21 protein-coding genes are annotated in these 26,554 nt (G+C 63.6%); 18 read left to right on the top strand and 3 right to left on the bottom strand.

What is annotated here, in order from left to right:
* Window positions 1-285 precede the first annotated feature (285 nt).
* From K0F86_RS07895 to K0F86_RS07845, 11 genes are all read left to right on the top strand, one after another.
* Window positions 286-3,798 carry an SdrD B-like domain-containing protein gene (locus tag K0F86_RS07895; RefSeq protein WP_219133883.1) on the top strand — a complete coding sequence of 1,171 codons (3,513 nt, stop codon included), beginning with the start codon at window positions 286-288 and terminating at the stop codon, window positions 3,796-3,798.
* 66 nt (window positions 3,799-3,864) lie between these two features.
* Complete coding sequence (locus K0F86_RS07890; RefSeq protein WP_219133882.1) at window positions 3,865-4,536, top strand: thioester domain-containing protein; 672 nt, start codon at window positions 3,865-3,867, stop codon at window positions 4,534-4,536.
* Between the two features lie 82 nt (window positions 4,537-4,618).
* Window positions 4,619-6,772, top strand: a complete 2,154-nt coding sequence (locus K0F86_RS07885) for a type I secretion system permease/ATPase (RefSeq protein WP_219133881.1) — start codon at window positions 4,619-4,621, stop codon at window positions 6,770-6,772.
* The gene (locus tag K0F86_RS07880) at window positions 6,769-8,082 is read left to right on the top strand and encodes an HlyD family type I secretion periplasmic adaptor subunit (RefSeq protein WP_219133880.1); all 1,314 of its coding nucleotides are present in this window, start codon (window positions 6,769-6,771) and stop codon (window positions 8,080-8,082) included. The genes K0F86_RS07885 and K0F86_RS07880 overlap by 4 nt, the downstream gene beginning before the upstream one ends.
* Window positions 8,082-9,365, top strand: a complete 1,284-nt coding sequence (locus K0F86_RS07875) for a TolC family protein (protein WP_257572036.1) — start codon at window positions 8,082-8,084, stop codon at window positions 9,363-9,365. The genes K0F86_RS07880 and K0F86_RS07875 overlap by 1 nt, the downstream gene beginning before the upstream one ends.
* A gap of 103 nt (window positions 9,366-9,468) precedes the next feature.
* Entirely contained in the window at window positions 9,469-10,746 is a 1,278-nt protein-coding gene (locus tag K0F86_RS07870) for a lipoprotein-releasing ABC transporter permease subunit (protein WP_219133879.1), read from the top strand.
* A gap of 117 nt (window positions 10,747-10,863) precedes the next feature.
* On the top strand, window positions 10,864-12,123 hold the full coding sequence (locus K0F86_RS07865) for a lipoprotein-releasing ABC transporter permease subunit (protein WP_219133878.1): 1,260 nt from the start codon (window positions 10,864-10,866) through the stop codon (window positions 12,121-12,123).
* Between the two features lie 16 nt (window positions 12,124-12,139).
* Entirely contained in the window at window positions 12,140-12,865 is a 726-nt protein-coding gene (gene lolD / locus K0F86_RS07860) for a lipoprotein-releasing ABC transporter ATP-binding protein LolD (RefSeq protein ID WP_035819561.1), read from the top strand.
* A gap of 9 nt (window positions 12,866-12,874) precedes the next feature.
* Entirely contained in the window at window positions 12,875-13,681 is an 807-nt protein-coding gene (locus K0F86_RS07855) for a TatD family hydrolase (protein WP_219133877.1), read from the top strand.
* On the top strand, window positions 13,678-14,919 hold the full coding sequence (locus K0F86_RS07850) for a sorbosone dehydrogenase family protein (protein ID WP_219133876.1): 1,242 nt from the start codon (window positions 13,678-13,680) through the stop codon (window positions 14,917-14,919). The genes K0F86_RS07855 and K0F86_RS07850 overlap by 4 nt, the downstream gene beginning before the upstream one ends.
* 215 nt (window positions 14,920-15,134) lie before the next feature.
* Complete coding sequence (locus K0F86_RS07845) at window positions 15,135-15,608, top strand: T6SS effector amidase Tae4 family protein (RefSeq protein ID WP_219133875.1); 474 nt, start codon at window positions 15,135-15,137, stop codon at window positions 15,606-15,608.
* 16 nt (window positions 15,609-15,624) lie between these two features.
* Here the strand turns inward: K0F86_RS07845 and K0F86_RS07840 are convergent, their stop codons facing one another.
* Both K0F86_RS07840 and K0F86_RS07835 read right to left on the bottom strand, forming a co-directional pair.
* Window positions 15,625-17,610 carry a helicase-related protein gene (locus tag K0F86_RS07840; RefSeq protein ID WP_219133874.1) on the bottom strand — a complete coding sequence of 662 codons (1,986 nt, stop codon included), beginning with the start codon at window positions 17,608-17,610 and terminating at the stop codon, window positions 15,625-15,627.
* Between the two features lie 87 nt (window positions 17,611-17,697).
* Window positions 17,698-18,531, bottom strand: a complete 834-nt coding sequence (locus tag K0F86_RS07835) for a class I SAM-dependent methyltransferase (protein WP_219133873.1) — start codon at window positions 18,529-18,531, stop codon at window positions 17,698-17,700.
* Between the two features lie 205 nt (window positions 18,532-18,736).
* Here K0F86_RS07835 and K0F86_RS07830 point away from each other — a divergent pair, with 205 nt between their 5' ends.
* Together K0F86_RS07830 and K0F86_RS07825 are read left to right on the top strand one after the other, a co-directional pair.
* Window positions 18,737-21,160: a DNA internalization-related competence protein ComEC/Rec2 gene (locus tag K0F86_RS07830; RefSeq protein WP_219133872.1), complete on the top strand. Its 2,424-nt coding sequence runs from the start codon at window positions 18,737-18,739 to the stop codon at window positions 21,158-21,160.
* Window positions 21,161-21,199: 39 nt separating this feature from the next.
* The gene (locus K0F86_RS07825; RefSeq protein WP_219133871.1) at window positions 21,200-21,964 is read left to right on the top strand and encodes a hypothetical protein; all 765 of its coding nucleotides are present in this window, start codon (window positions 21,200-21,202) and stop codon (window positions 21,962-21,964) included.
* Between the two features lie 180 nt (window positions 21,965-22,144).
* Here K0F86_RS07825 and K0F86_RS07820 read toward each other — a convergent pair whose 3' ends face one another.
* Window positions 22,145-23,068, bottom strand: coding sequence for a LysR family transcriptional regulator (locus K0F86_RS07820; protein ID WP_219133870.1), 924 nt, complete (start codon window positions 23,066-23,068; stop codon window positions 22,145-22,147).
* A 221-nt stretch (window positions 23,069-23,289) separates the two neighbouring features.
* On the opposite strand from K0F86_RS07820, the gene K0F86_RS07815 reads away from it, so the two are divergent.
* The 5 genes from K0F86_RS07815 (at window position 23,290) to K0F86_RS07795 (ending at window position 26,550) form a co-directional block, all read left to right on the top strand.
* On the top strand, window positions 23,290-23,508 hold the full coding sequence (locus tag K0F86_RS07815) for an antitoxin VbhA family protein (protein WP_219133869.1): 219 nt from the start codon (window positions 23,290-23,292) through the stop codon (window positions 23,506-23,508).
* Window positions 23,505-24,089: a Fic family protein gene (locus K0F86_RS07810; protein ID WP_219133868.1), complete on the top strand. Its 585-nt coding sequence runs from the start codon at window positions 23,505-23,507 to the stop codon at window positions 24,087-24,089. Before K0F86_RS07815 ends, K0F86_RS07810 begins: the two co-directional genes overlap by 4 nt.
* Window positions 24,090-24,212: 123 nt before the next feature.
* Window positions 24,213-24,974 (top strand): TSUP family transporter, encoded by a 762-nt coding sequence (locus K0F86_RS07805; RefSeq protein WP_219133867.1) that lies wholly within the window; start codon window positions 24,213-24,215, stop codon window positions 24,972-24,974.
* Window positions 24,975-24,995: 21 nt separating this feature from the next.
* The gene (locus tag K0F86_RS07800; protein WP_219133866.1) at window positions 24,996-25,691 is read left to right on the top strand and encodes an HAD family phosphatase; all 696 of its coding nucleotides are present in this window, start codon (window positions 24,996-24,998) and stop codon (window positions 25,689-25,691) included.
* A 58-nt stretch (window positions 25,692-25,749) separates the two neighbouring features.
* Window positions 25,750-26,550 (top strand): alpha/beta fold hydrolase, encoded by an 801-nt coding sequence (locus K0F86_RS07795; RefSeq protein ID WP_219133865.1) that lies wholly within the window; start codon window positions 25,750-25,752, stop codon window positions 26,548-26,550.
* Window positions 26,551-26,554: the final 4 nt, after the last annotated feature.

The raw sequence follows: 26,554 nt of genomic DNA, 5'->3' as shown, positions 1-26,554 counted from the left end.
TTTTATTTAGGGAAAACAATTTGCTTTTGAAAATATCGACGATATAATTGCGTCAACTTAAATGTCAGAAAGATAATCACACCCCTGCTGTGTGGTTGCGTCGTTTGGCTCTTGTGTCCCTCGAAACTGTATACAAGATGCTGCCGGCTTCATTTTTTAAACAAGTTTCTTTCTTGGAAGCCCACTCATGTATACATTCGCCGCTTTGCGCAGCCAGGTTGATCGCGCCCTGGCCTCTCACGTTTCCACTCCTGCCGCCAGCGCTGCGCATCGCCAGGAGGCCGCATGACTACCTACAATCTGTCGACCACGGTTCACGTGTGCGAAGACATCAACAAGAACTTTGATATCCGCGACTTGCTGATACAGGCCGGCTACACGGCGCAAGGCGAGCTGAACATCAAGAATTTTACCGTCCTGTTACCGGATGATACGGAATCGACCAGCAACACGCCCCTGTTCGGCATGCTCGACGCGGACACCGTGTATGTGCGTCCCGGCGACTGGGCAGCCAACTACAACGGCAATTTCTCGACCATCCAGGTGACGATCGACAAGGGCAATGGCGATCTCTTCCAGCTGGAACTGCAAGTGATCATCGATCCCGTCAACGACGCGCCCGACGCGGCCGACAAGACCTTCAACCTGGTCGATGGCGCCAGCGTCGTGCTCAGCGAAAGCGATTTCGGCTTCCACGACGAGGTGGAACACAACGGTTTCAAGTCGGTCGTCATCACCAACACGACGACTGCCGGCCAGGTTTTGCTCAATGGCGTGGCCGTCGCGGTCGGCACGGAGATTGCCATCGACGACATCCGCGCTGGCCACCTGGTCTTTGTGCCTAGCCAGAGCGTGGCCGGCAATTTCGATCTGGGCTTCAAGGTGCGCGATGACGGCGGCACCGCCGGTTGCAACGCGCAAGACCTGAGCCTGGTTCCGCATCACCTGACCTTCAACGTACCGATGGCCCACCTGGGCGACTTCGTCTGGGAAGACAAGAACGCCAACGGCGTGCAGGATGCGGGCGAAGCGGGCATCGCCAATGTCGTGGTGCAATTGAAAGATGGCGCCGGCGCCGTGGTGGCATCGACCACCACTGACGCGAATGGCGGCTACCACTTCGATGTCAATCCCGGCACGTATTCCGTCACCGTCGTCACGCCGAATGGCTACACGGCAACGGCAGCCAATCAGGGTGGCGACGCGACCAAGGATAGCAATATCGATGCGGCCGGCAACATGGCGCCCGTCACCCTGGCGCCGGGCGAGACCAATTCGAGCCTGGACGCGGGCCTGTACCGCGCCGCCGAGCTGGGCGACCGCGTGTGGTTCGATGCCAACAAGAACGGCGTGCAAGATGCGGGTGAAGCGGGCGTGGCCGGCGTGAAAGTGACCTTGCTCGATGCGTCGGGCAATGCCGTCGGCAGTCCGCTCGTCACGGATGCGAATGGCAACTACCTGTTCACGAATCTGAAACCGGGCGCCTACAGCGTCCAGTTCGACAAGACCAGCTTGCCTGCTGGCTATGCTTTCACGGGCCAGGACCAGGGCGGCGACGAGCAGCGCGATTCCGACGCCAGCGCCATCGACGGCAAGACGGCGCAAGTGCTGCTTGCTTCCGGCGACAGCAACCATAGCCTGGATGCGGGCATCGTGGCCCTGCCGGCCTCCTTGGGCGACCGCGTCTGGCATGACGCCAACTTGAACGGCGTGCAGGATGCGGGCGAAGCGGGTATCGGCGGCGTCACGGTGCAGCTGAAAAATGCGGCCGGCGGCGTGATCGGCTCGACCGTCACGGATGCCGCCGGCTATTACAATTTCAGCGTCGATGCCGGCACGTATTCCGTCGCCGTCGTCGCGCCGCCAGGCTATTTGAGCACGGTCAAGGATGCGGGCGGCAACGATGCGCTCGACAGCGATATCAACGCCGCAGGCCAGAGCGCCCTGGTGACCGTTGCCGCCGGCCAGAACTACAAGGACCTCGATGCGGGCCTGTATAAAACAGCCAGCATTGGCGACCGCGTGTGGCTTGACGCCAACGGCAACGGCACGCAGGACGCGGGCGAAGCGGGTATGGGTGGCGTGAAAGTCAATCTGTACAACGCTTCGGGTGCCGTGGTGGCCAGCGCCACCACCGATGCCACTGGCCATTACTTGTTCAGCAACCTGGTGCCCGGCAATTACTACCTGGGTTTCGTGCCACCAGCCGGCTACAATTTCACCAAGGCGGACGTGGGCGGCTACGCCACCGATTCGGATGTCAATCCGGCCACCGGTCTGACCACCACCATGATCGCGCTGAAATCGGGTGACGTCCAGCTCGATTGGGATGCGGGCCTGGTCAAATGCGCGCCTGTCACTGGCAGCATCGGCAATCGCGTGTGGGAAGACAATAACTACAATGGCGTGCAGGATGCGGGCGAACTGGGCGTGGCGGGGGTGAAAGTCAACCTGCTCAATGCCAGCAACCAGATCATTGCCACGACAACGACGAATGCCAGCGGAAATTATCTGTTCGACAATCTCGTCGCCGGCGGCTACAAGGTGGCAGTCGTGCGTCCATCGGGTTTTTATTACACCAAGGCGAATGTCGGCAATGACGCCAGCGATTCCGACATCGATACGAGCACGGGGCGTTCCGGCCTGATCAACCTGGCCGCCGGCCAGAACGACATGAGCTGGGATGCGGGCATCTACCGCAAGGCCAGCTTGGGCGACAAGGTGTGGCGCGACGCCGACCATGACGGCGTACAGGATAGCAACGAGGCGGGCATCGCCAACATCAAGGTGCAACTGTTTTCGGGCAGTGGGACGTTGCTGGCGACCACCTACACGAACTCGAATGGCAACTACAAGTTTGCCGACCTCGATCCGGGCAGCTACTCGCTCAAGTTCGACAAATCGGGCGTGTACCACGCCGGCTACGCCATGGATAGCTGGCGCTGGGGCGTGAAGAACGTGGGCTCGAACGACAACGTCGATTCGGACGTCAACAGCAATGGCTCGTATGCCAACGTGGTCTACACGGACGTCCTGAAACTGGCCTCGGGCCAGAACGACATGAGCTGGGATGCCGCCATCACGCCTATCGTGATCGACCTGAACGGCGACGGCGTGCATACCATCGCCCGCGCCGACTTCCACGGCAGCTTCGACTTGCTGGGCACGGGCAGCGCCATCCAGTCGGGCTGGGTTTCGGCCCATGACGGCTTGCTGGCCATCGACAGCAATGGCAATGGCAAGATCGACAATATTTCCGAACTGTTTGGCGGCAACGAGAAGGGCACGGGCTTTGCCAAGCTGTCCAGCTATGACTCGAACGGCGACGGCGTGGTCGACGCGAAAGATGACAAGTTTGCCGAACTGCGCATCTGGCGCGACGCCAACAGCAATGGCGTGACGGACGACGGCGAACTGATGTCGCTGCACGACGCGGGCGTCGCCAGCCTGACGGTGTCCTACACGGCACTGCCTTTCCTCGACGCCAACGACAACCTGCACCTGGAACGCAGCAGCGCCACCCTGGCCAACGGCAAGACGGTCGACATGACGGACGTGTACTTCAACGTCGATGCCAAGGATGCGGCCAAGGCCGGCGTATCGCTGCCAAGCATGGCTGACTTGCTGCGCGACGACCATGCGCTCGACACGGCGCTGGGGCAGGATGCGAGCGTCGCCACGGTGGCTGCAGCCCCGGCTGCTCCCGCTGTCGAAGCCCAGGCGCAGTGCGAGATGGCGGAGGTATTGCGCCGCGCCATGGCACACACCACTGCACAGCCCCAGGAAATGGCTGCCTGATGTCTCTTGCCGGGCAGTAATCCTGCCCGGCGCTCTCCACATTTGATAAATAATAGGGAATACACCATGAAACAATCGATGCACCTGATCGTCCGCGCCGCCATCACAGCCGCTGTTTTCACCCTCGCCAGCGGCAGCGCCCTGGCCGCGTCCAATCTGCAAGTCGTCGACTCGCATAGCGTCAGTGTGTTTACGGCCAGCGGCGGCGCTTTCGGCGCCGGCAGCAGCATTTCGCCGACCTTGTGGCAAGTCAAGTACGACAGCAATACCTTCCTGGCCTTTTGCCTCGATCCCCATGTCGGGCTGAGCAACGTCTCGAACAACTACAGCAGTGGCGTCTTTGCCGCCAGCGACGCCGTCAAGCGCCTGTACGAGGGCTATTACGCCTCGTCCATCGCGAATGTGTCGACCAATGCCAACAGTGCCGCCGCCTTCCAGCTGGCCCTGTGGGAATTGAATAATGACAACAGCAACCTGTCGACGGGCGAGCTGCGCTTCAGGAACCTGAACAATGCAGTCGTCAGCCAGGCCAACGCCATGCTGGGCGTGGCGACGGGCGACGGCAGCATCAAGAACCTGTACAACTACACCAGCCTGACCAGCGTCAACCCCGCTTCGCAAACCCTGCTGAGCGTGTCGCCGGTGCCGGAAGCGCAAACCTGGGCCATGCTGGTGGCCGGCCTGGGCTTGCTGGGCTTTATGGCGCGCCGCCGCAAGGGCGCCGCCGCGCTGAATTAACCCTCGCTCATCGCGCAAGCGATAGCGTTCCCGCTGCGGCGCGCCCGACCGGCGCGCCGCAGCGTTTTATTGTGAACCGATCATGACCCCACCCCCCGACACTTCCACCGCTTCGGCCGGCATGTCCACCGATGCCATCGCCGAGGCCATCGTCTTCCTGGCGCGCTTTTTCGGCGTTGCCTTGCAGGCCGAACGCCTGCGCGCCAGCGTGGTCGCGCATGGCGACCCGGTCGCCGCCGGCTTCCTCGACCAGGCGCTGGCCCATGGCAGCCTGGCCGGCACGCCGCTGCCGTTGGATAAGCCGCGCCGTCCCACGGAAATGCCGGCCCTGCTGTTGAATGGCGCGGGGCAGGCGCTGGTGGTGCTGACGATCGCCGACGGCAAGTATGAATGCCATGTGCCCGGCATCGAAGGCAGTTCCTGGCTGGACGCGGCCATGCTGGCGCAGGAAGTGCCCGCCGGACGCTGGGTGGCCGTGCGTCCCGTGATGTTCTTCGACCAGCGCAGCTTGCTCTACAGCATGCCGGCGGCGGGGCGCTGGTTCTGGGATGTCTTCAATCGCAACCGCTGGGTTTTCCGCTGGGCCTTGCTGGGCACTTTGGTGCTCAATATCATCAGCGCACTGGTGCCGTTCTACGCGATGGCCGTGTATGACCGCGTGATCCCGAACAACGCCACCTCCAGCCTGTGGGTGCTGACGATCGCCGTGGTGGCGCTGACCGGTTTTGAACTGGCCATGCGATTGCTGCGCGGCGAACTGGTGGAAACGGCGTCGCGGCGCATGGATGTGGCCCTCTCGTCGAGCATCTTCGCCCAGTGCCTGCGCCTGCGCGCGGCCAGCCGGCCCGCCTCGGGCGGCACGCTGGCCAATACCGTGCGCGATTTCGAATCGGTGCGCGAATTCTTCGCCTCGACCACCCTGACCACCCTGGGCGACTTGCCCTTCCTGCTGCTGTTCCTGCTGGTCATTGCCTTGGTCGGCGGCTGGCTGGTGCTGGTGCCGCTGGCCGCCATTCCCATCCTGCTGCTGGTCGCCTTTGCCTCGCGCGCGGCGCTGGCGCGCCATGTGGCCGCCTCGATGCAGGAAAGCGGCCAGCGCACGGCGCACCTGTTTGAAACCATGAATGGCCTCGACACCATCAAGGCGCTGGGCGCCGAGGCGTGGAGCCGCCGCAAATGGGAAAGCCTGACCGTGGCCATCGCCGCCAACAGCGTCGAGACGCGCGAAATCGTCAGCCGCGTCAATTACATCAACACGGCCGTGCTGGCCCTGTCCGGCACGGCCGTGGTGGCCGTCGGCGCCTTGCTGATGGGCGAACGCCTGCTGACCTTGGGCCAGATCATCGCCGTGAGCATGCTGACGGGCCGCGCCCTGGCGCCCGTCAGCCAGATCGCGGGCCTGATCATGCGCTGGGAGCAGACCAAGCTGTCGTATCACGCACTCAATAAAATCATGGAAGCGCCCACCGACGACGATGCGGCCAGCCTGCAGGCGCCGCCCCTGTCCGGACGCATCGAATTTCGCGACGTGGGGTTTGCGTATCCGCACTCGCCGCCGCTGCTCGATAAACTCAACCTGCAGATCCGCGCCGGCGAAAGAGTGGGCGTGATCGGCAAGCTCGGTTCTGGCAAGAGCACCTTGCTGCGCTTGCTGCTCAACCAGTATGGTCCACAAAGCGGCAGCGTGCTGTTCGACGACCTGGCCAGCACCCAGCTCGAACCGTTGAGCCTGCGCCGCCAGATCGGTTATGTGCCGCAGGACGTGACCCTGTTCCATGGCACGCTGCGCGAAAACATCGAATTGGGCCGCAGCCAGCCCGATGACGCCAAGCTGCTCGACGCCATCCGCCTGGCCTGCCTGGACGACATCATCACCCAGCTGCCCAACGGCGTGGCGACGGAAGTGGGCGAGCGGGGCGAGCGCCTGTCCGGCGGCCAGCGGCAAGCCGTGGCCATGGCGCGCGCGCTGCTGGTCAAGCCGCCGATCCTGCTGCTCGATGAACCGAGCAGCATGTTCGATCCGGCCACGGAACAGCGCCTGATCGCGCGCCTGCGCACCTTGCAGGACACCACCATCGTGCTCGTCACGCACCGCATGGCCATGCTGGCGCTGGTGGACCGGCTGATCGTGTTCGACCGTGGCCGCATCGTGGCCGACGGCCCGCGCGACGAGGTCATGCGCGTGCTCAATAGCCAGGCAGCCAAGCCTGCGGTGGAACAGGGAGCCACGGCATGAGCGCCCTGAACGCCCGTCCGCTGCCGGCGGCCCACCCGGACCCGGAACGCGAGCCGCGGCGCCTCGTCATCCGCATGCTGGCGCTGATCGCCGTGCTGCTGGTGCTGACCTTGGCCTGGGCCACGTTCGCCCAGCTCGACGTGTCCGTGAATGGCCGTGGCGCCATCACGCCGCCATCGCATCTGCAGGAAGTGCAAAGCCTGGAAGGCGGCATCGTGCGCGAGATGCTGGTGCAGCCGGGCCAGCAAGTGCATCGCGGCGATTTGCTGCTGCGCCTGGACACGGCCCAGTATGAAGCCAACCTGGGCGCCAGCGTGCAGAATCGCCTGGCCGCGCTGGCGGGCAGGGCGCGCCTGGACGCGCTGCTGACGGGCGGCACGCCCCGCTTCGAGCCGGCATGGCAGCAAGAAGCGCCCGAACTGATCGCCAAGGAAACCCAGTTGTGGCGCGACGGGCAGCGCGAATTCGCCTCCGCCACGGCGGCCGCGCGCGAAGGCGTGACGCGCCGGCGCGGCGAGCTGGCCGAGGCGCACGGCCGCATCGCCCAGCTCGATACGGGCCTGAAAATTGCCCTGGAAAGTCTGTCCATCGAGGAGCGGCTGTTCAAGGAGGGCGCCGGTTCGCGCGGCGACTACCTGAATGCGCAGCAGCGCGTGCAGCAGCAGCGCACGGAACTCGACGGCTTGCGCAGCTCCGTGCCGCGCCTGCTGGCCACCCTGGCCGAAGCGCAGGCGCAGGCCGGCGAAGTCGAAGCGCGCATGCGCGGCCAGTGGGGCGCGCAGCGCAGCGAATACGAAACCAAGGCGGGCGCCCTGGCCAGCACGGTCAGGGGCCAGCAGGATCAAGTGAGCCGGCGCGACATCACGGCGCCCGTCGACGGCGTCGTCAACCGCGTGCTGGTGGCCACCGTCGGCGGCGTGGCGCAGCCAGGCAAGCCTATCCTGGAAATCGTGCCGGCCGACTCCGAGGTGCTCATCTCCGTGCGCGTGAAACCGTCCGATATCGGCTTTATCCATGTGGGGCAGAGCGCCTCGGCCAATGTGCTCGCGTATGACGCCACCACTTATGGCCGCATGCAGGCGCAGGTGGTGCGCGTGGGCGCCGACGCCATCCCCGACGAGCGTAACGAGCCGTATTTCGAGGTGCAGCTCAGCACCGACCGCCGCCAGTTGACGGCGCATGGCAAGGTACTGCCGATCACGCCCGGCATGCCGGTCGACGTGGGCATCCTGACGGGACGCCGCTCGGTGATGCAATATGTGTTCAAGCCCGTGCTGCGCGGCTTGCAGTCTTCCCTGCAGGAGCGTTGATGCGTGCTTTTTTACTTTGCATGGTATTGGTCTGCGCAAACGCGGTGGCCCAGTCCGCGCCACCGGCCACCTTCCAGGCGCAGTCCGCGCGCGGCTTGCCGGCCTTGCTGGCGCGCGCCGTGCCGCGCGATCCGCAAGTGGTCGCCGCGCAGGCGGCGCTGGCCACCACCGAGGCGCGCTACAAACAGGCCCGTTCGCGCCTGTTTCCGACTGCGGCGCTGCAGGCCACGCGCGGGCGCAGCAACGACCTCGATGGCACGCTGGACGTGCAACGGCGCACGCACCAGGTGGAGGCCAGCCTGCGCTGGAATGTGTACAACGGCGGCGCCGACGGCGCCGAAATGGATGCGGCCGGGCGCGAAGTGGCGGGCGCCGCCTTCGACGTGCAGCGCGCCAGGGAGGAAAGCGCGGAAAAGCTGGCCGAAGCCTATTTCGACATGCAGCGCCTGGAGCGCGGCCTGTTGCAGTCGCAGGAGCGCTTGCGCGACGTGACGCAGCTGGTGAAACAGGTGATGCGCCAGGCGGAGCTGGGCAAGGCATCGGAGGTGGACCGCGAGTTGGCGCAAAGCTCGCAGCTCGATGCGGAACTGGTGCACGACGGCTTGCTGACGGACCGTCTGGCCGCGCAGATCAAGCTTGAAGCGCTGGCTTTCGAGCCGGTGGCGCAGTTTGCCGACTTCACGTTTGCGCCGCTGCCGGCGCAGGCATTGGAAAACGCCGACACGCAGCAGGCGCAATTGCGCGCCGCGCGCGAACGCGCCGCCGCCGCCCGGCTGCGCGTGCGCAGCGTGGCGGCCACCCTGGCGCCGAAAGTGGACCTCGATGTCAGCCATCTGTTGAATAACAAGACCACGCCGCCGCCATCGACCATCCAGCAGCGCGGCTGGTCGGTGGGCGTGAGCTGGGAGTTTCCGTTGGGCGGCGGCAGCCTGGCGCAGCGCGACGAGAGCATCAGCCGCGCCCAGGCGGCCGACGCGGACGTGGTCCGCGCCGAGCAGGGCACGCGCGCCGACCTGGCCAGCATGCTGCCGCGTATCGCCAATGCGCAGCGCACCCTGGCCTTGCTGGAAGAGCAGGAAAAGAAGATGGCCTTTGTCGTGCGCGGCGGGACCATCCAGTACGAGGCGGGCCGGCGCAACCTGCAACAGATCATCCAGACGCGTGACAGCTACTTCACGATACAGCAGCGGCGCATCGACCAGATGCACCGTTTGACCCTGGCGCAGATGCGTCAGTACGCCCTGTCCGGGCAGCTGTTGCAGGTGTTCGGCCTGGCGCAATAGGACAATTGCTGCGCGGGTGCGGCGTTGCACACATAGTTTCATGCATAAAAAGTCCATTGTGTGGCACACTGCGCGCTCGCATATTACGTTGTCGCGGGAGCGCATGAGCATCATCAAACAATTTCCTTTTGAGTGGCAGGTCGGCGTGCGCTATACGCGCGCCGGGAAGCGCAGTGGCCGCAACAGCTTCATTTCCTTCATTTCCCTCATTTCCGTGGCCGGCATCGGCCTGGGCGTGGCGGCCCTGATCGTCGTCCTCTCCGTCATGAACGGCTTCCAGAAGGAAGTCACCGACCGTTTGATGTCGGTGCTGGCCCACGTCGAGGTGTTCGACACCAGCGGTTCCATGCCGAACTGGCAGGCGCAGGAGCGCGCCGCCTACGCCAATCCGCAAGTGAAAGCCGTGTCGCCGTTCGTGGAAACGCAGGGCATGCTGCTGAACGACGAAACCATGCGCCCGTCCGTCGTGCGCGGCGTGCTGCCGCAGCAGGAAGCCACCGTCTCCAGCGTGGCCTCCCAGATGAAGCAGGGCAGTTTCAAGGATCTCACGCCAGGCTCGTACAACATCGTGCTGGGCATCGACCTGGCCAAGGCGCTCGATGTGAAAGTGGGGCAGAACGTGACCCTGATGCTCGAGCGCGAGCCGAGGGCGGGCGATCCGGCCACTGGCATCGTCATGCCGCGCATGCGCGCGCTCAAGGTGGCGGGCATCTTCGAGGCAGGCCACAATGAACTCGATGGCAGCCTGGCCTTCGTCAACATGCAGGATGCGCAGCAGCTGCTGCAGCTCGACGGCCCGTCCGGCCTGCGTCTGCGTCTACATGACATGAACCAGGCGCCGCAGGTGGCGCGCGAACTGAAAGCCTCGATGCCGGGCCAGCTGTGGATGCGCGACTGGTCGCGCGCCAGTGCCAGCTGGTATGCGCTGGTGCAAAGCCAGAAGAACATGATGTTCATCATCCTCAGCATGATCATCGCCGTGGCCGCCTTCAACCTGGTCTCGACCCTGGTCATGTCGGTCACCGACAAGCAGGCCGATATCGCGATTTTGCGTACCCTGGGCGCCTCGCCGTTTTCCATCATGAAGATTTTCATGATCCAGGGCGCGCTGGTGGGCTTGCTGGGCAGTGCGCTGGGCGTGATCGGCGGCGTCGTGCTGGCGCTGAACGTGGGCGTCATCGTGCCTTTCATCGAAGGCATCTTTGGCTTGCACTTCATCTCCAAGGAAATCTACCAGATCAGCGCCGTGCCGTCGGACGTGCATTGGCTGGACGTGGCGCAGATCGGCCTGATCGCCTTTGGCCTGGCGCTGCTGGCGACCATCTACCCGAGCTGGCGCGCCGCGCGCGTCAAGCCGGCCGAGGCGTTGCGCTATGAGTAAGAAAATTACCCCTAAGGCAGAACCTGGGGTCGGACCCTCAGGGTCCGACCCCGGCACTTCGCCGTTGGGTCAGCACGGTGGCATGTCGCTTACACAAGAATCAATCACATCACAAGCATGTTAAAAAATATTCCCTTCGAATGGCTGGTCGGCCTGCGCTACACGCGGGCCGGCAAGCGCAGTGGCCGCAACAGTTTTATCTCCTTCATCTCGCTCATTTCCATGGCCGGCATCGGCCTGGGCGTGGCGGCGCTGATCGTCGTGCTGTCCGTGATGAACGGCTTCCAGAAGGAAGTCACCGACCGCATGCTGTCCGTGCTGGCCCACGTGGAAGTGTTCGACAACAGCGGCAGCATGCCTGACTGGCGCGCGGAAGCGGCGCAAGCCTTTAAAAATCCGGCCGTCAAAGGCGCCGCGCCGTTCGTTGAAACGCAGGGCATGCTGCTGCGCGACGACGCGCTGCGTCCCGCCATCGTGCGCGGCGTGCTGCCCGAGGAAGAGCCGAACGTCTCCGACGTGGCCGGCCAGACGCGCATGGGTAGCTTCAAGGCCCTGCAGCCGGGCACCTTCAATATCGTGCTGGGCATCGAGCTGGCGCGCGCCTTGCGCGTCAACCTCGGTGAAAAAGTGACTTTGATGCTGGCGCAGGGCCAGGTCACGCCGGCCGGCGTGCTGCCGCGCATGCGCAGCTTCACCGTCAGCGGCATCTTCCAGGCGGGCCACAATGAATTCGACGCCGGTCTGGCCTTCATCAATATCGAAGACGGCCAGCGTTTGCTGCGCCTCGACGGCCCGTCCGGCCTGCGTTTGCGCCTGGTCGACATGAACCAGGCGCCGCAAGTGGCAGCCGAATTGAAAAAATCCATGCCGGGCGACCTGTGGCTGCGCGACTGGTCCAAGCTGAATGCCAACTGGTTCGCCGCCGTGCAGACGGAAAAGCGCATGATGTTCATCATTCTGACCCTGATCATCGCCGTGGCGGCCTTCAACCTCGTCTCGACCTTGGTGATGACGGTGACGGACAAGCAGGCCGATATCGCTATTTTGCGCACGCTGGGCGCCTCGCCAGGCTCGATCATGAAGATCTTCATGATCCAGGGCGCGCTGGTGGGTATCCTGGGCACGCTTCTGGGCGTCGGCGGCGGCGTGCTGGTGGCGATGAACATCGACGTCATCGTGCCCTTCATCGAGCATTTGCTGGGCGTGCAATTCCTCTCCAAGGACATTTACTTCATCAGCACCGTGCCGTCCGACCTGCGCTGGCCCGACGTCACCAAGATCGGCGTGCTGGCCGTGATCCTCGCCTTTTTGGCGACCCTGTACCCAAGCTGGTGGGCTGCCCGCGTCAAACCTGCGGAAGCCCTGCGCTATGAATAAACCACTGACGACTACCATGACCGATCTGAACAAACCTGCCTCCAACGGCGCTTCCGCCGATTCCGCCGTCCTTAGCTGCCGAGGCCTGGGCAAGACTTTCACGCAGGGCAGCTACAAGGTGCAGGTGCTGGCCGGTATCGACATCGACGTCCACCGTGGCGAACGCGTCGCCATCGTCGGCGCCTCCGGTTCCGGCAAGTCGACCCTGCTGCACCTGCTGGGCGGCCTCGATACGCCCACCAGCGGCAAGGTAACCCTGCTGGGCAAGGATTTCGCCACCCTCAGCGAAAAGGCGCGCGGCGACTTGCGCAACGCCTCGCTGGGCTTCGTCTACCAGTTCCACCACCTGCTGCCCGAGTTTTCCGCGCTCGACAACGTCGCCATGCCGCTGATGATACGGCGCATGAAGCGCGCGCCCGCCACCGAGCTGGCGCAGCAGATTCTCACGCGCGTGAACCTGGCCAAGCGCGTCACGCACACGCCGGGCGAATTGTCGGGCGGCGAGCGCCAGCGAGTGGCCCTGGCCCGTGCCCTCGTCACGCAGCCGGCCTGCGTGCTGGCCGATGAACCGACGGGCAACCTCGATCACGCCACGGCCGAACAAATCTTCGACCTGATGCTGGAATTGTCGCGCACCCTGGGCACGGCCTTCGTCATCGTCACTCACGATATCGAACTGGCCAAGCGCTGCGATCGCGTGCTGCGCCTGACGGATGAAGGGCTGCAGCCTTACCAATACTAGGAGTCCGCCATGTGGATCGACACGCACTGCCACCTCGACGCGTATGAATTCGGCGGCGAATCGCTGCAGGTGTCGGCGCGCGCGGCCGCGCAAGGCGTGGCGATGATCGTCGTTCCCGCCGTCGAACGGGCCAATTTCAGCATCGTGCGCGACCTGGCGGCAGCGGCGCCCAACGTCTGCTATGCGCTCGGCATCCACCCGATCTACGTGCCGCACGCCACCGATGACGATTTGCTCGCCCTGCGCGACGCCGTGGCGCTGGCCATGCATGACCCGCGCTTTGTCGCCATCGGCGAAATCGGCCTCGATTTCTTCATTCCCATGCTGTGCGAACCGGCCATGCGCGCCAAACAGGAGCATTTCTTGCGCGAGCAGCTGAGAATCGCCCGCGACTTCGATTTGCCCGTGCTGGCCCACGTGCGCCGCTCGCAGGACATGGTACTCAAGCACGCGCGCCAGATCCGTCCGAACGGCGGCATCGCGCATGCGTTCAATGGCAGCTTCCAGCAGGCGCAGGGCTATATCGACCTGGGTTTCAAGCTCGGTTTCGGCGGCGCCATGACGTTTACCCGCGCGCTGCAGATACGCCGCATGGCCACGGACTTGCCCCTGGACGCCATCGTGCTGGAGACGGATGCGCCCGACATTTCCCCTAGCTGGATTCACCCGGCCCGCAACAGTCCCGAAGAATTGCCGCGCATCGGCGCCGTGCTGGCCGAATTGCGCGGCCTGGATATTGCGCAAGTGGCGGCTGCGACCAGCGCCAACGCGCGCGCCGTGCTGCCCCGATTACCCTTGATGGAAACACCCTTATGAACAAGAAGATCATCACCGGCGCCCTGGCGGCCTGTTTGAGCAGCGCGTTGGCACCCGCCCTGGCGGCCGTCAATGCCCAGTGCGATGGCATGCCGCGCCTCGACGTCACCACGCCGGCCGGCTTTTGCGTGGCCGTGCTGGCCGACGGCCTGAAATTCCCGCGTGGCGTGCTGCCGCTGACGAATGGCGATATCCTCGTCACGGACATGGCGGGATGGGCGCCGAAGCAGGGTAAATTGTGGCTGTTGCAGCGCAAGGCGGCCGGCGCCGGTTACGAGCGCAAGCTGTTGCTCGACAAGCTAGATCGCCCGAACGGCATCGTGCAAGGACCGGACGGCATGGTCTACGTGGGCGAGGTGGGACGCATCTTCCGCTTCGACTTGCGCGATCCATCGCGCGCCCTCACCGACATCATCGGCGGCACGGCGAAAACGCCGCGCCTGCCGGGCCTCGGTTTGCACCTGCTGACGAACATGCGCTTCAGCCCCAAGGGCGACCTGTATGTGAACGTGGGATCGAGCACCGACCATTGCGAGAGCGATGGCAAGGCGCCCGATCCGGCCAAGGCCTGTCCTTCGGCCGAAGGCCCGGAAGCGCTGGGCGCCATCCGCGAATACACGATGGCCTGGCCGGCCGGCACGGTGACGGGCTGGCGCACGCATGCGCGCGGCTTGCGCAATTCGATGGCGCTGGCTTTTCATCCTGCGACGGGCGAGCTGTGGCAGGCGGAAAACGCGCGCGACGCCATCCAGGCCGCCATGCCGCAGTTGAAAAACGACGAGAACCTGCCGCACGAAGAGCTGAACCTGATCAAGGCCGACCGGCATTACGGCTGGCCGTACTGCTACGATGACAACGTCGCCAGTCCCGAATATCCGAAGACGGCTTGCGCCGCCCAATACGCGGCGCCGCAGCGCCTGCTGCCCGGCCATGCCGCGCCGCTGGGCATGACCTTTTATACGGCCAGCCGCTTCCCCGAACTGTACAAGAACAGCCTGATCATCGGCTACCACGGCTACCGCGGCAACGGCCACCGCCTGGTGGCGCTGCTGCCCGACAAGGCCGGCGCGCCGCTGGGCAAGTCCGTCGAGTTGATCGGCAACTGGGAGCGCAAGGGCAAGCAGGGCAGGGGCGCGCCCGTCGACGTGAAGCAGGGCCAGGACGGCGATATCTATATGGCCGACGACCATAACGGGCTGGTGCTGAAGCTGCATTACGCGGCGCCGGGCAAGCCGTAACTTTCACCGGCCTCGCACGTGTAGGTCGGGTTAGGCCAAAGGCCGTAACCCGACAACAGCCGTAGCGGCAACAATGTCGTCGGATTACACGCGCCCTTCGGACGCGCTAATCCGACCTACCCTACCTGTGCTTGACCTCGCTCAGTGCGGGGCTGCCGCATCCTCCTACAATCGGCCTGATGTTCCCTGTCCACCAGGAGCAACGGGAGGCTGACGTGAAACCTGCATTCATCAAGCTGCGTGAAAATTATTCGAGCGTGGCCGCCGTCGACCAGGCGGCCCTGTTCGGCGAAATCGGCTGGGAAGATTTGATCGGCAAGGACAGTTTCGCCAACACCTGCGCCATTCGCGTCAGCCTGGCGCTGATCAAGGCGGGCATACAGCTGCAAGGCCGCATGGCGATTCGCAAGGGGCCGTTCAAGGGCGCGCTGATCGAGCCGGGACAAGCCAAGCTGGCGCACATGCTGGCCAGCCCCGCGTTGTTCGGCGCGCCCGAAAAATTCAGCCGCGGGGCGGCCAATGCCGGCATCGGCCAGCGCCAGGGCATGGTCGCCTTCTTCCGCATTCCCGGCTACCTGGGCGGCGCGGGTGGGCATATCGACATCCTGCTGCCGTCCATCGGCGTGAAGCTGTGCGGCACGGAGTGCTACTGGGATTGCGGCGAAGTCTGGTTCTGGCCAATCGGTTGACGCTTACTTTTTACGCCTATTTGAACTTCTTCGAGCGTCCGCGCGAAGCCGCATTGTGCGCGCGCAGGATGGAGTCGACCCGTTCCGACGCGTCGCGCGACAGGTTCTGCGCCACGGCGATATCGGGGAAGAATTCGGGCAGGCGGTAGCTGAGCCACGCATACGCCGAATAGTAGCGGCAGGTGTCTTCCACCTGCTGCAGATTCTGCGTGCCGCCGCCGTACGCGTGCTGGCGCAAGGTGCTGGTTTTTCCCTGCGACAGATTCTTCGCCCAGTGCTCCCACGCCGTTTGCAAGGATGGTACCTTGCTCGAAATCGGCACCAGGGACAGCGTGAACTTGTCGGCCACGGACAGCGGTAATGTGTCGAGCCAGACGGCACGATCTTGCTGGTCTTGCGTGATGCGGGGGAAGAAGAAACCGTCCGGCACGTCGATATTGTGGATGAAGCGGCGCAGCAGTTTTGACAGCGACAGCTCGCCCGTCACCGACGAAATGCGGTGCAGGTGTTCGAGCGAGGGCGCCACGGCAAAGCCGCTGGTGTTCAGCGGGTGCAGTTTTTCCTTCAGCAGCGCGCGCATGACTTCATGCGTCTCGTTGTCGTAGCCGGCCACCAGGCCTTCCTCGTGCACGCCATAGCGGCCCGCGCGCCCGGCGATCTGGCGCGCCAGCGCGGCCGAAATCTCTTCCTCTTCGCGGCCATTGTATTTGACGCAGGTGGTCATGACGATGCGCGCGATCGGCATGTTCAGGCCCATCGCCAGTGCATCCGTACCGACGACGATATCGGCCGTGCCGTCGCGGAAGCGCTGCGCCTGCGCGCGCCGCACTTCGGGCGACAAGTTGCCGTAGACGGTGGCCACGGACAGCCCCGTTTCCGTGATCATGTCGCGCCACATCAGCACTTCGCGGCGCGAAAAGGCGATGACGGCGTCGCCGCGGCGCAGGTTGCGCACCTTGCGCACGGCGCTCGGCTCCATCGACAGGGGCGCCATGCGCTTCAAGACATGCACGACCAAAGGGCAGTCCAGGCGCTCGGCCAGCGCCTCGATGGCGCGCCGCGCTTCCGGCGCTCCCACCAGGTACACGGTGTGGGCGGGCGCGCCGCAGACGGCCGCCGTCCACGCGGCGCCCCGGTCCGGGTCGGCCAGCATCTGAATTTCATCGATGACGGCCACCTCGACAACGGTTTTCGTGTCCAGCATTTCCACCGTGCTGGCCACGTGCGTGGCGCCGTCGACCACGCGGCGTTCCTCGCCCGTGATCAGGCTCACGGCCAGCGGCTTGCCGTGCGGCGTGGCTTCCTGCAGGCGTTCGTAGTTTTCCAGCGCCAGCAGGCGCAATGGCGCCAGGTAGATGCCGCTCTTTGCCTTCACCAGCGCTTCCATGGCGCGGTGCGTCTTGCCGGAGTTCGTCGGTCCCAGCAGGGCGATGAAGCGGCGCGGCAGGCGGCGCGCCATCTCGAACGAGGCCGGATACTCGGCCAGGTTGATGCTCTGGCGCGTGCGCGCCGCGTGCTGCTCTTCCTGCTGGCGCTCGATGGCGTGATTGAAGCGCTGGCGGATGCGGTCGAAGACCATGCCGGCCGGCTCCGACGTCTGCATGTCAGCCAGCGTGTGCAGGAAGACCATCGGGTCCGCGTCCACGTCCTCGCTCAGGCCCGCGATATCGGCGACGAAATCGATCACGTGCTGGCGCAGCTCTTCGAAGACGGCCGCGCTGGCCCGTTCGCGCACCAGGGCCAGCTTGGTTTCGCGGTCCATCTTGCGCCACTTGGCCGGCCGCGCCAGCACGCCCTGGCTTGGCACCAGCGCATACGGCACCACCAGGCGGCCAGCCTTGACCGTGCCGGAAAATCGCACGAAGACGCGGCCTTCCATCTTGACCAGGTGGATATGCTCGGCCAGTTCCCCCAGTTCCGCGACCAGGGTGGCGTCGTTATTGTCTTCGCTGCTGTCGGAAATGTCGGTGGAAGTGTCGGAAGGAAGTGCGGAGGAAGTCATGTCGTGCCTGGGTGTTGAAGTAAGCAAGGCCGATTATACCGTCGATGAGGACGGGCGGTGGTGGCGCCAGCTTTGGCGTCTGCATGTTCAGGCGGCACGTCCGCGCACCAGACGCAGGCCCCAGCCGGTGGCGATCAATCCGTCACCGGTTTGCAGCGGTGCCACGGCATCCAGGAACGCGCTGCGCAGGCGCTGCCTGGCGTCATCGTCCAGGCGGTCGATATCGTAGGTGTCCAGCAGGGCGGTCCACATTTCTCCCGGCGTGGGCGTCCATGGCACGTCGATGTCGTCGAACTCGACGTCTGCGAAACCGGCATCGAGCAGTTCGCGCCAGCCCGCTTCCGACCCCGCGCGCCGGTCGCCGAAGCGCAGCGGCGGCAGCGCGTCGCTGGCGATGGGCTTGAACACGCGCATGAAAACGTCGTTCACTTCGCCCAGCAAGAAAGTCCGGCCGACGATGGCCGCAAAGTGGCCAGCAGGACGCAGCACGCGGCGCATTTCGCGCACGACTTGTTCGATGTCGTCCATCAGCATCAGCGCCATGTGCGACACGAGATAATCGACGCTGGCCGATGGCAGGTCGAGCGCCTGGCTGCGGCCTGGCAGCAGCCGCACGGAGGCGGGCAGGGCGGCGCGCGCCACGGCCAGTTCAGCCTCGCTCATGTCGACGCCGAGCAGTTGCAGCTGCGCCTGTTGCCGGGCGGCCAGCAATCCCAGCAGATGGCCATTGCCGCAGGCTAGGTCGAGCACAGACAAGGGATTATCGCCGACCGGCACGAGGTCGGTCAGCACGGCGTAGGACGAAGCCCATCTGCCGACGGGAGAGCTGGCCGGCAGATGGGCGAACGCGGCGCTGGTCACGCCGACTTGCCTTTGATGAAAATCCTGCAAATAGGTTTCGGCCGCTGTCAGTGGAGTCATGCAAGGTCCGCAAAGTCGTGGCGCCTGGCGCCGGATGGTCATCTTAGCATGCGGAAAGTGTCGCCAACGGTGGCGACGGATGGTGTGCCTGGGCGTTCTTATCCACGCCGCCATTGCGCCAGATCAGACGGCAACGAGTCGAAAGCGATCAGAGTATCTGAGTTCCTTTCGCAGCGAGCGGATTTTGCCTTGATCCTGCCTTCCCATGCGCACCCTGATACTCGGCTTTGCCGCTGGCGCCGCTTCGCTGCAGATGCAGGCCAGCTTGCCGGCCCATGCTGGCGTGCTGCTGTGGCTGATCGCTGGCTTGGGGTTGACGGTTAGTCTGGCGCTGCGTCGCCACGCGCGCTGGCGCTGCGTTGTCGCGCTTGCCGCCGGCGTGGGACTGGGCTTTTACTGGGCGGCCTGGCTGGCCCAGGCCGCCATGGCGCCGCAACTGGCGCTGGCCGATGAAGGGCAGGACATCATCGTGACAGGCACGGTGGCCAGCTTGCCGTACCGTTTCGAGCAGGGCGTGCGTTTTAACTTTGCCGTGGAAAAGGCGGTTGGCGCGCAGGTACCGCCCCTGATCGCGCTGTCCTGGTACGCGGGTTTTCGCGATGAAGTGACGAACGAGGTGGGCGACGTGCAGCCGGGCGAACGCTGGCGTTTGACGGTGCGGCTGCAGCGTCCGCACGGCAACGCGAATCCCATGGGTTTTGATTACGAGGCGTGGCTGCTGGAGCAGGGTGTGCGCGCCACCGGCTATGTGCGGCCGCAGCCGCGCGCCGATACGCCGAACATGCGCCTGGCGGCCTTCGTGCCTGCTTTCGGCAACGTGGTGGAAGCGAGCCGCGCAGTGCTGCGCGCGCGCATCCTGCGCAGCCTGGAGAATAAACAGTATGCGGGCGTGATCGTGGCGCTGGTGGTGGGTGATCAGCGCGCCATTCCCCAGTCGGACTGGCAAGTATTCAACCGCACGGGCGTGAGCCACCTGATTTCAATTTCCGGCTTGCATATTACGATGATCGCGGGAATGTTCGCCCTGGGCGCAGGCGCGCTGTGGCGGCGCTCGTTTTTCACGGAGCGGCAACTGCCTTTGCTGCTGCCGGCGCAAAAAGTGGCGGCCCTGGCCGGTGCGCTGGCGGCATTTGCCTATGTGCTGCTGGCGGGCTTCGGCGTGCCGGCGCAGCGCACTTTATATATGTTGCTGGTGGTGGCGCTGGCCTTGTGGCTGGGGCGCATCACCAGCATCGGCCATATCCTGTGCCTGGCGTTGGGCGTGGTCGTGCTGCTCGATCCGTGGGCCGTGCTGTGGCCTGGTTTCTGGCTGTCGTTCGGCGCCGTCGCCACCATGCTGTACGCGACGGCAGGCCGCACCACGGCGCCCTTGCCGGAGAGCGCCGGCCGCTGGCGCCGTTTGCGCGCGGCCGTGGCGCTCGGTACGCACACGCAGTATGTGGTGACGGTGGGGCTGGTACCGTTGACGATGCTGCTGTTTTCGCAAGTGTCGCTGGTCAGCCCTGTGGCCAATGCGCTGGCCATTCCCGTCATCAGCCTGGTCGTCACGCCCTTGTCCCTGGCGGGCAGCCTGCTGCCCGCGCCCTTGTGCGACGGGCTGTTGCTGCTGGCACACGCCATCGTGCAGATGCTGGCGCAGGTACTGGACTGGCTCGGGGCGCGCCGTTTTGCCGTGTGGACGGCGCCCGCGCCGCCATGGTGGAGTTTTTGCTGGGCATTGTTTGGCACGGCCTGGCTGCTGGCGCCACGCGGATGGCCGCATCGCTGGGCGGGCATGCTGGGCTGGCTGCCGCTGCTGACGGCCTTGCCGTCCAGCCCGCCACCTGGCCAGATGTGGATCACGGCCTTTGATGTGGGACAAGGCATGGCCGTGCTGGTGGAAACGCATGGACACCGCTTGTTGTACGACACGGGGCCCGCCTACAGCCTCGATTCCGATGGCGCCAGCCGCGTCATCGTGCCCTATTTGCGCGCGCGCGGCATAGCCAGGCTGGACGGCGTGATCATTTCCCACAGCGACCTCGATCACGCGGGCGGCGCCATTTCCCTGCTGGAAAATATAGACGTGGGCTGGCTGGCCTCGTCGCTGTTCGACGGCCACCCGGCCGTCGAGGCCCGGCGGCAAGCCCGGCGTCCGTATCTGCACTGCATGGCGGGCCAGCGCTGGACTTGGGAAGGCGTGCGCTTCGCCATGCTGCACCCATTGCCCGCCAGCCACACGGACATTTCCCTGAAACCGAACGCCCGCAGCTGCGCGGTGAAAATCACGGCGGGCAAGCATGCAATCTTGCTGGCTGGCGACATCGAAGCGGCGCAGGAAGCGCAATTGCTTGGCCGCTCGGCAGACGGTGAGCTGGCCGCCGACGTGCTGCTGGCGCCCCACCACGGCAGCGGCACGTCTTCCACATCAGCATTCTTGAACGCCGTCCATCCGGCCCTGGCGATTTTCCAGGTCGGGCACAGGAATCGCTATAAACATCCGAAGGCGCAGGTCTACGCGCGCTATGGCGAGATGGGGATTGCGCGGCTGCGCACGGATGTGGAAGGCGCGGTGGTAATGGAGTTTGGGGACGCTGTTGAGGTGACCCGGTATCGGGCCAGCCGGCCACGTTACTGGCATGGGCGATAAGGTAATACGTCTCACCGGATGCCGGACAGGAGATTTATTATGTGCGATGAATGCAATCCCTTCGAGCGCCTGGTGGCGAAAGCCGACGCTGCTTACTGGCGCCTGCGTTCGATTCGGTGGGATCAATGGTTACGTTATGTGGAGGACGTTTCGCCAGCGTTGGCGCAGGCGATGCAGCATACGGGTATTGGCATTGCGAGTGGCTTGTTTACAGGCTTGATCTTATTTGGATTGCAATTTACGAGTGATCAGCCTGTCAATGCCATGGCCAAGTCACTACAGTGCAAATTTATTGTGCATTACCAGGATATTCCAGGGCCCTTGTTCAATCTTGTCCTATTTCTGGTGGCATGCACGATGTTGTTGACTGCCGAGTGGGGGCATTTTTTTAGGCAGAAAGTGCTGGTGCCTGTCATACATGGCATTTCGCATACGGTGTCCATTACCACCGGAATGTTATTGTCGCTCGTCTTTTCGGAGGTGCTGACGAAGAGTTTTCTACCGAATGTCAGGCCATGGTTGGGCAGCCTCCTTATTATTTTGGCAGTGTGGCTACTCGCAGTGACGATGAACGCAGTTATTTATTTGTGTCGCTACGGCGTGGTGGGGCTATGGCGAAAGAAGAACTGCGCTGACGAAGACTGTCCTGCACCGCAAAAAAAGTATGAAGTCCTGCACTTTATTTTTCCACTGGTGGGAATTTTTCTCATCTTTTACCTGTGGGGCGATGTCAAGCGAAGCGCCGTGCAGGTGGCGGATGGCGCCAAGGCCAGCGAGGTGGCCGCTTGTGAGGTTGCACATTAAGCACCTCCCCTAATAAGTTGTTGTGATTTCTGACTTCCATAACCGGCGCTCTGCGGTGTTGCCCACTGCTAGCAGTGCTCGCACTGCGTCGAACGGCTGGGCATGCGCGAGGTGGCCGGTTTTGTCTTTGAGGGTGCGCCGTTCGCCGTGCATAGCGATGCTATCGCCGCCAAATAGACGCTAACTTATGCGTTCATCGGGTATCTCCAGCCCCCGCTGCCGCACATATTCCAGAAACAGCCTTGCTCCCTTGGCCATCTTCGACGTGCCGTACACGGCATGGATGCTGGGATCGAGCTCCTTCGACGACGTCAGCCGGTACGCCGTGCAGACCCTGCGTAAATTACCGGCAGCCACGGCCGGTTCAGCCAGCCAGCTGGCCAGGCGCACGATGCCGGCGCCTTCCAGGGCGGCCTGAAAGGTGGCGATGCCGGAAGTGAAGCGGAAGCGCGGCTGCACCTGGTAGCGCACGTTGCGCTCGCTGGAAACGAAATGCCAGTCGCGCAGGATGCGCGGGGCCGAGTGCATGATGATGTCGTGGCCGGCCAGCTCTTCCGGTTCGTCGGGCGCGCCCATGCGTTCTATATAGTCGGGCGAGGCGTACATATAGCGGCGGTAATTCCACAGGGGATAGCCGATCAGCTCGCTCGACTGCGGAAAGGCGCCGCGGATGGCAAAGTCCAGCTTTTCCTGGATGGGGTCGATCGATTTGTCCGAGAAATGGATATCGATGGACACATTCGGGTAGTCGCGCGAAAATTGCGCCACCACTTTCGGCAAGAAGCCCAGCGACAAAATTTCCGGCGCAGAGAGGCGCACCCAGCCTTGCGGCGAGTTGCTCAATTCCGCCAACTGGTCTTCCGCCTCGGCCTGTGTTTCCAGCAAGTGCTTGGCCGACGCGTAATAGGTTTCGCCGGCCGTCGTCAGGGTGAACTGCTTTTGCGTGCGCAGGATCAGCTCGGCGCCGATGGCGTCTTCGAGGAACTGGATGGCGCGCGTGACGGCCGACGGCGAGCGTCCCAGCATGCGCGCCGCGTGGATGAAGCTGCGCTTTTCCACCACGGTGCAGAAGGCGCGGATTTCCCACATCAGTTTCATCGACATCGGTGACTCCCGGCAAAAGAGGCCAGTAGACTGCATGGCATGCATTTCGTCAAGCGCCATGGATAATGGCGTTTTTCGCAATGCTTGGCGCGGGGCGATGTCCGTCGCCTGGCCGAATTTTGACGATGGGCAACTTCGCCCGGCGCCGTATGGCGACTGTGTTGGTCGTCGTGCGTCGTGCTAAAATAAAGCCCGATTCATCGTGCATTCGGGAGAAATTGATGGCCAAATTTACCCAGCAAGATCGTCAACGATCGGTAAATCAAACATTGGCAAGCTGGGCGATCGAAGGCTTCGAGCCTGACCCGGAATATCTGGCTTTGCTTGAGCGCTATGTTCAAGGCGAACTCACTCTTGCCCAGGTGCGCGCCATTACCGATGTCCAGTTTGGTGCCGACGCGGACAGAGGGGAAAAATCGCCAGCGCTACATGCCGCGTGATTTTCAATGACCCCTATTGTTATCCTGGTACGGATATCCTGCGTAACAAGCCGGATATCCGCGACAAGGAACGATTGAGGCAGTTCGAATTCCGTAAAACTGCCGAGCGCTCCATGGAGCTTCAGGAAAGCCCAGTTGTCGGACGATTCGATTTAGCACACTTGCAAGCAATACATTTCTACCTCTTTCAAGACCTGTATGCCTGGGCCGGGAAAATCCGGACCGTGGATATTTCCAAGGGCTCCACGTTCTTTGCGCATCACGCCGCGATCCAGAACTATGCAGACAAGCAGGTCTTTCCAGCCATCGAACTTGACAATCTGCTTGTCGCGCTCGATAAGCCGCTATTCGTCAAGCGCCTCGCCTATCACTTTGCCGAAATCAATGCCCTGCATCCGTTCAGGGAGGGCAACGGACGCAGCACGCGGCAATTCATCGAGCAACTGGTCAGGCATGCCGGTTTTGACTTGGACTACACCAAAGTTGCGCAGAACGACTGGGTGGATGCGGCCATTGCCAGTTTTTCCGGCAACTTGGTGCCGATGGAAAACGTGTTCACAATGATCACCGGCAAGCAGTAGTCAGGCATCCTGGTGCATTCCGTCAAGCGTTACGCCTGATTGCGCTTTCCGCAATTTGAAGTTGCATCCGGAAAAGTGACTGACGCCTATACTGCCGCTGTCGCCCATTCCTCATTGCCTATCATGCTGACCATTTCGCTGCTGTGTTTATTTGCCTTCTTTGCCGGCCTGATCGATGCCGCCGTGGGCGGGGGCGGGCTGATACAGCTGCCGGCCCTGTTCAACCTGATGCCGAACATGGCCTCGACGTCCTTGCTGGGCACGAACAAACTGGCGTCCGCCTGCGGCACCACGTTTGCCGCCCGCTCGTTTGTCGGCAAGGTCAACATTCCCTGGCTGCTGGTGCTGCCGGCCGTGGCCAGCGCCTTCATCATGTCGTTTATCGGCGCGGCCGCCGTGTCCTACGTGCCGCAGCAGGTGGTGCGCCCCATGGTGCTGCTATTGATCATCATCATGGCCATCTACACCTTCATCAAGAAAGATTTCGGCAGCACGCGCGAGGCGCGCCCCATCGGCCCGCGCGAACGCATCCTGGCCATCGTCATCGGCGGCGCCATCGGCTTTTATGACGGCCTGTTCGGGCCGGGCACGGGCAGCTTTTTGATTTTCCTGTTCATCCGCGTCTTCGGCTTCGATTTCATCCTCGCTTCGGCCTGCTCGAAACTGGTGAATATCGCCACCAACGTGGCCGCGCTGGCCTTTTTCATTCCCGCCGGCCACGTGGTCTACGCGGTGGCCGCACCGATGGCCGTGTGCAACATCCTGGGCGCCCTGACGGGCACCTGGATCGCCGTGCGCCGCGGCGCCGCCTTCGTGCGCATCCTCTTCCTCGTGCTGCTGGTGCTGCTGATCGTGAAGTTGTCTTACGACATCTTCTTCAAGTAAGTTTTTGAGCCTACCCTAGCCATGAAAACCATCCGGGGCGTGCTGTGGGACAACGATGGCGTGCTGGTCGCCACCGAACAGCTGTTTTACGAAAGCAACCGCGATTTACTCTTGCCCTACGGTATAGACCTGACGCCAAAGCAATTCTTTGACTGGTTCCTGGACAATAACTATGGCGCCTGGCATGTGTTGCTGGGGCAAGGCCATGACATCGAACTGGTCGAGCGCCTGCGCGCCGAGCGCACCGAGCTGTTTGCGCAACGCTTGCGCCAGGCGCGCCAACTGGCCATGCCTGGCATCGGACAAGTGCTGGCGGCGCTGCGCCCGCACGTGGCCATGGGCGTGGTCACCAGCGCCTACGCACAGCATTTCCAGATCAGCCATGCGGCCACAGGCTTGTTGCCGCACTTCGATTTCGTGCTGACGCGTGAAATGTATGGCGAAAGCAAGCCGGCGCCCGACGGCTACCAGTTGGGCCTGCAGCGCCTGGGCCTGGCTGCGGCCGACTGTGTGGCCGTGGAAGACTCGCCGCGCGGCTTGCGCGCCGCCAGGGCCGCCGGGCTGGAATGCATCGTCGTGCGCAACCAGATGAACCGTCACCACGCGTTTGACGACGCTTTTTGCGTGGTGGATTCAAACGCCGAGCTGGGCGAAGTGCTGGCTTCGTTCGTCCCCGGCATGGCGCAAGCTCCCCGGCAATTAGAGGCCTTCCTCTGATACGGCTTGCCGGCATGCCATTACAATTGCCTATCGCATTCACCGGCACGGCCCCACGATGACACTCCCGCAACTGCACTTTGCCCACGCCAACAGTTATCCGGCCGGTACCTACCGCAAGCTGTTCGGCCTGCTGGGCCAGCATTACAGCGTGCAGGCGCTCGACATGCATGCGCACGACCCGGATTATCCCGTCAGCACGGGCTGGCCCGAGTTGGTGCGCGAGTATATCGATGACCTGGAGCGTCGCTACAGCGCGCCCGTGATCCTCGCCGGCCATTCGCTGGGCGGCATGCTCAGCGTGATGGTGGCCAAGCAGCGGCCGGATCTCGTGCGCTGTGTGGTCTTGCTCGATTCGCCCGTGGTGGCGGGCTGGCGCGCCTTGCTGGTGCGGCTGGCGCGCAACACGGCGCTGGGCGAGCGGTTCTCGCCGGCACGTTTTTCCGCCAAGCGGCGCAAGCTGTGGCCGGACGCGCAAGCCGCCTATACCCATTTCGCGGCGAAGGATATGTTCGCCATCTGGGCGCCGCAGGTGTTGCGCGATTACATAGACAGCGGCCTGGTCCCCCATCCGGACGGGGTGCAGTTGCGCTTTACGCGCGAAGTGGAAACCGATGTCTACCGCGGCTTGCCGCACCATATCGGCAGCCTCGTCAAGGATGGTTTGCCGGTGCCCATCGGCTTTATTGGCGGCACGGAATCGGTGGAATGCCGGCAGGCGGGCTTGAAGGCCACGCGCAAGCTGGTCGGGAAATTTTTTCGCCAGGTGCCGGGTGGCCATCTGTTTCCCATGGAAAACCCAGAACTGACGGCGCAAGTGGTGCGCGAGATGATCACTTCCTTGCTGGCGAAACAGTAGCCTG

This window comes from Janthinobacterium sp. UMAB-60, assembly GCF_900095235.1.
Taxonomy (GTDB): Bacteria; Pseudomonadota; Gammaproteobacteria; order Burkholderiales; family Burkholderiaceae_D; genus Janthinobacterium.
Note: the sequence above shows the minus strand (reverse complement) of the source record. Positions and strands in the feature narration are given on the sequence as shown.

Coding starts and splice junctions, on each gene's coding strand:
- K0F86_RS07895 (WP_219133883.1), top strand. CDS start 286: ATGACTACCTACAATCTGTCGACCACGGTTCACGTGTGCGAAGACATC.
- K0F86_RS07875 (WP_257572036.1), top strand. CDS start 8,082: ATGCGTGCTTTTTTACTTTGCATGGTATTGGTCTGCGCAAACGCGGTG.
- K0F86_RS07850 (WP_219133876.1), top strand. CDS start 13,678: ATGAACAAGAAGATCATCACCGGCGCCCTGGCGGCCTGTTTGAGCAGC.
- K0F86_RS07840 (WP_219133874.1), bottom strand. CDS start 17,610: ATGACTTCCTCCGCACTTCCTTCCGACACTTCCACCGACATTTCCGAC.
- K0F86_RS07830 (WP_219133872.1), top strand. CDS start 18,737: ATGCGCACCCTGATACTCGGCTTTGCCGCTGGCGCCGCTTCGCTGCAG.
- K0F86_RS07820 (WP_219133870.1), bottom strand. CDS start 23,068: ATGTCGATGAAACTGATGTGGGAAATCCGCGCCTTCTGCACCGTGGTG.
- K0F86_RS07855 (WP_219133877.1), top strand. CDS start 12,875: ATGTGGATCGACACGCACTGCCACCTCGACGCGTATGAATTCGGCGGC.
- K0F86_RS07795 (WP_219133865.1), top strand. CDS start 25,750: ATGACACTCCCGCAACTGCACTTTGCCCACGCCAACAGTTATCCGGCC.
- K0F86_RS07815 (WP_219133869.1), top strand. CDS start 23,290: ATGGCCAAATTTACCCAGCAAGATCGTCAACGATCGGTAAATCAAACA.
- K0F86_RS07885 (WP_219133881.1), top strand. CDS start 4,619: ATGACCCCACCCCCCGACACTTCCACCGCTTCGGCCGGCATGTCCACC.
- lolD (WP_035819561.1), top strand. CDS start 12,140: ATGACCGATCTGAACAAACCTGCCTCCAACGGCGCTTCCGCCGATTCC.
- K0F86_RS07800 (WP_219133866.1), top strand. CDS start 24,996: ATGAAAACCATCCGGGGCGTGCTGTGGGACAACGATGGCGTGCTGGTC.
- K0F86_RS07870 (WP_219133879.1), top strand. CDS start 9,469: ATGAGCATCATCAAACAATTTCCTTTTGAGTGGCAGGTCGGCGTGCGC.
- K0F86_RS07825 (WP_219133871.1), top strand. CDS start 21,200: ATGTGCGATGAATGCAATCCCTTCGAGCGCCTGGTGGCGAAAGCCGAC.
- K0F86_RS07835 (WP_219133873.1), bottom strand. CDS start 18,531: ATGACTCCACTGACAGCGGCCGAAACCTATTTGCAGGATTTTCATCAA.
- K0F86_RS07805 (WP_219133867.1), top strand. CDS start 24,213: ATGCTGACCATTTCGCTGCTGTGTTTATTTGCCTTCTTTGCCGGCCTG.
- K0F86_RS07890 (WP_219133882.1), top strand. CDS start 3,865: ATGAAACAATCGATGCACCTGATCGTCCGCGCCGCCATCACAGCCGCT.
- K0F86_RS07865 (WP_219133878.1), top strand. CDS start 10,864: ATGTTAAAAAATATTCCCTTCGAATGGCTGGTCGGCCTGCGCTACACG.
- K0F86_RS07880 (WP_219133880.1), top strand. CDS start 6,769: ATGAGCGCCCTGAACGCCCGTCCGCTGCCGGCGGCCCACCCGGACCCG.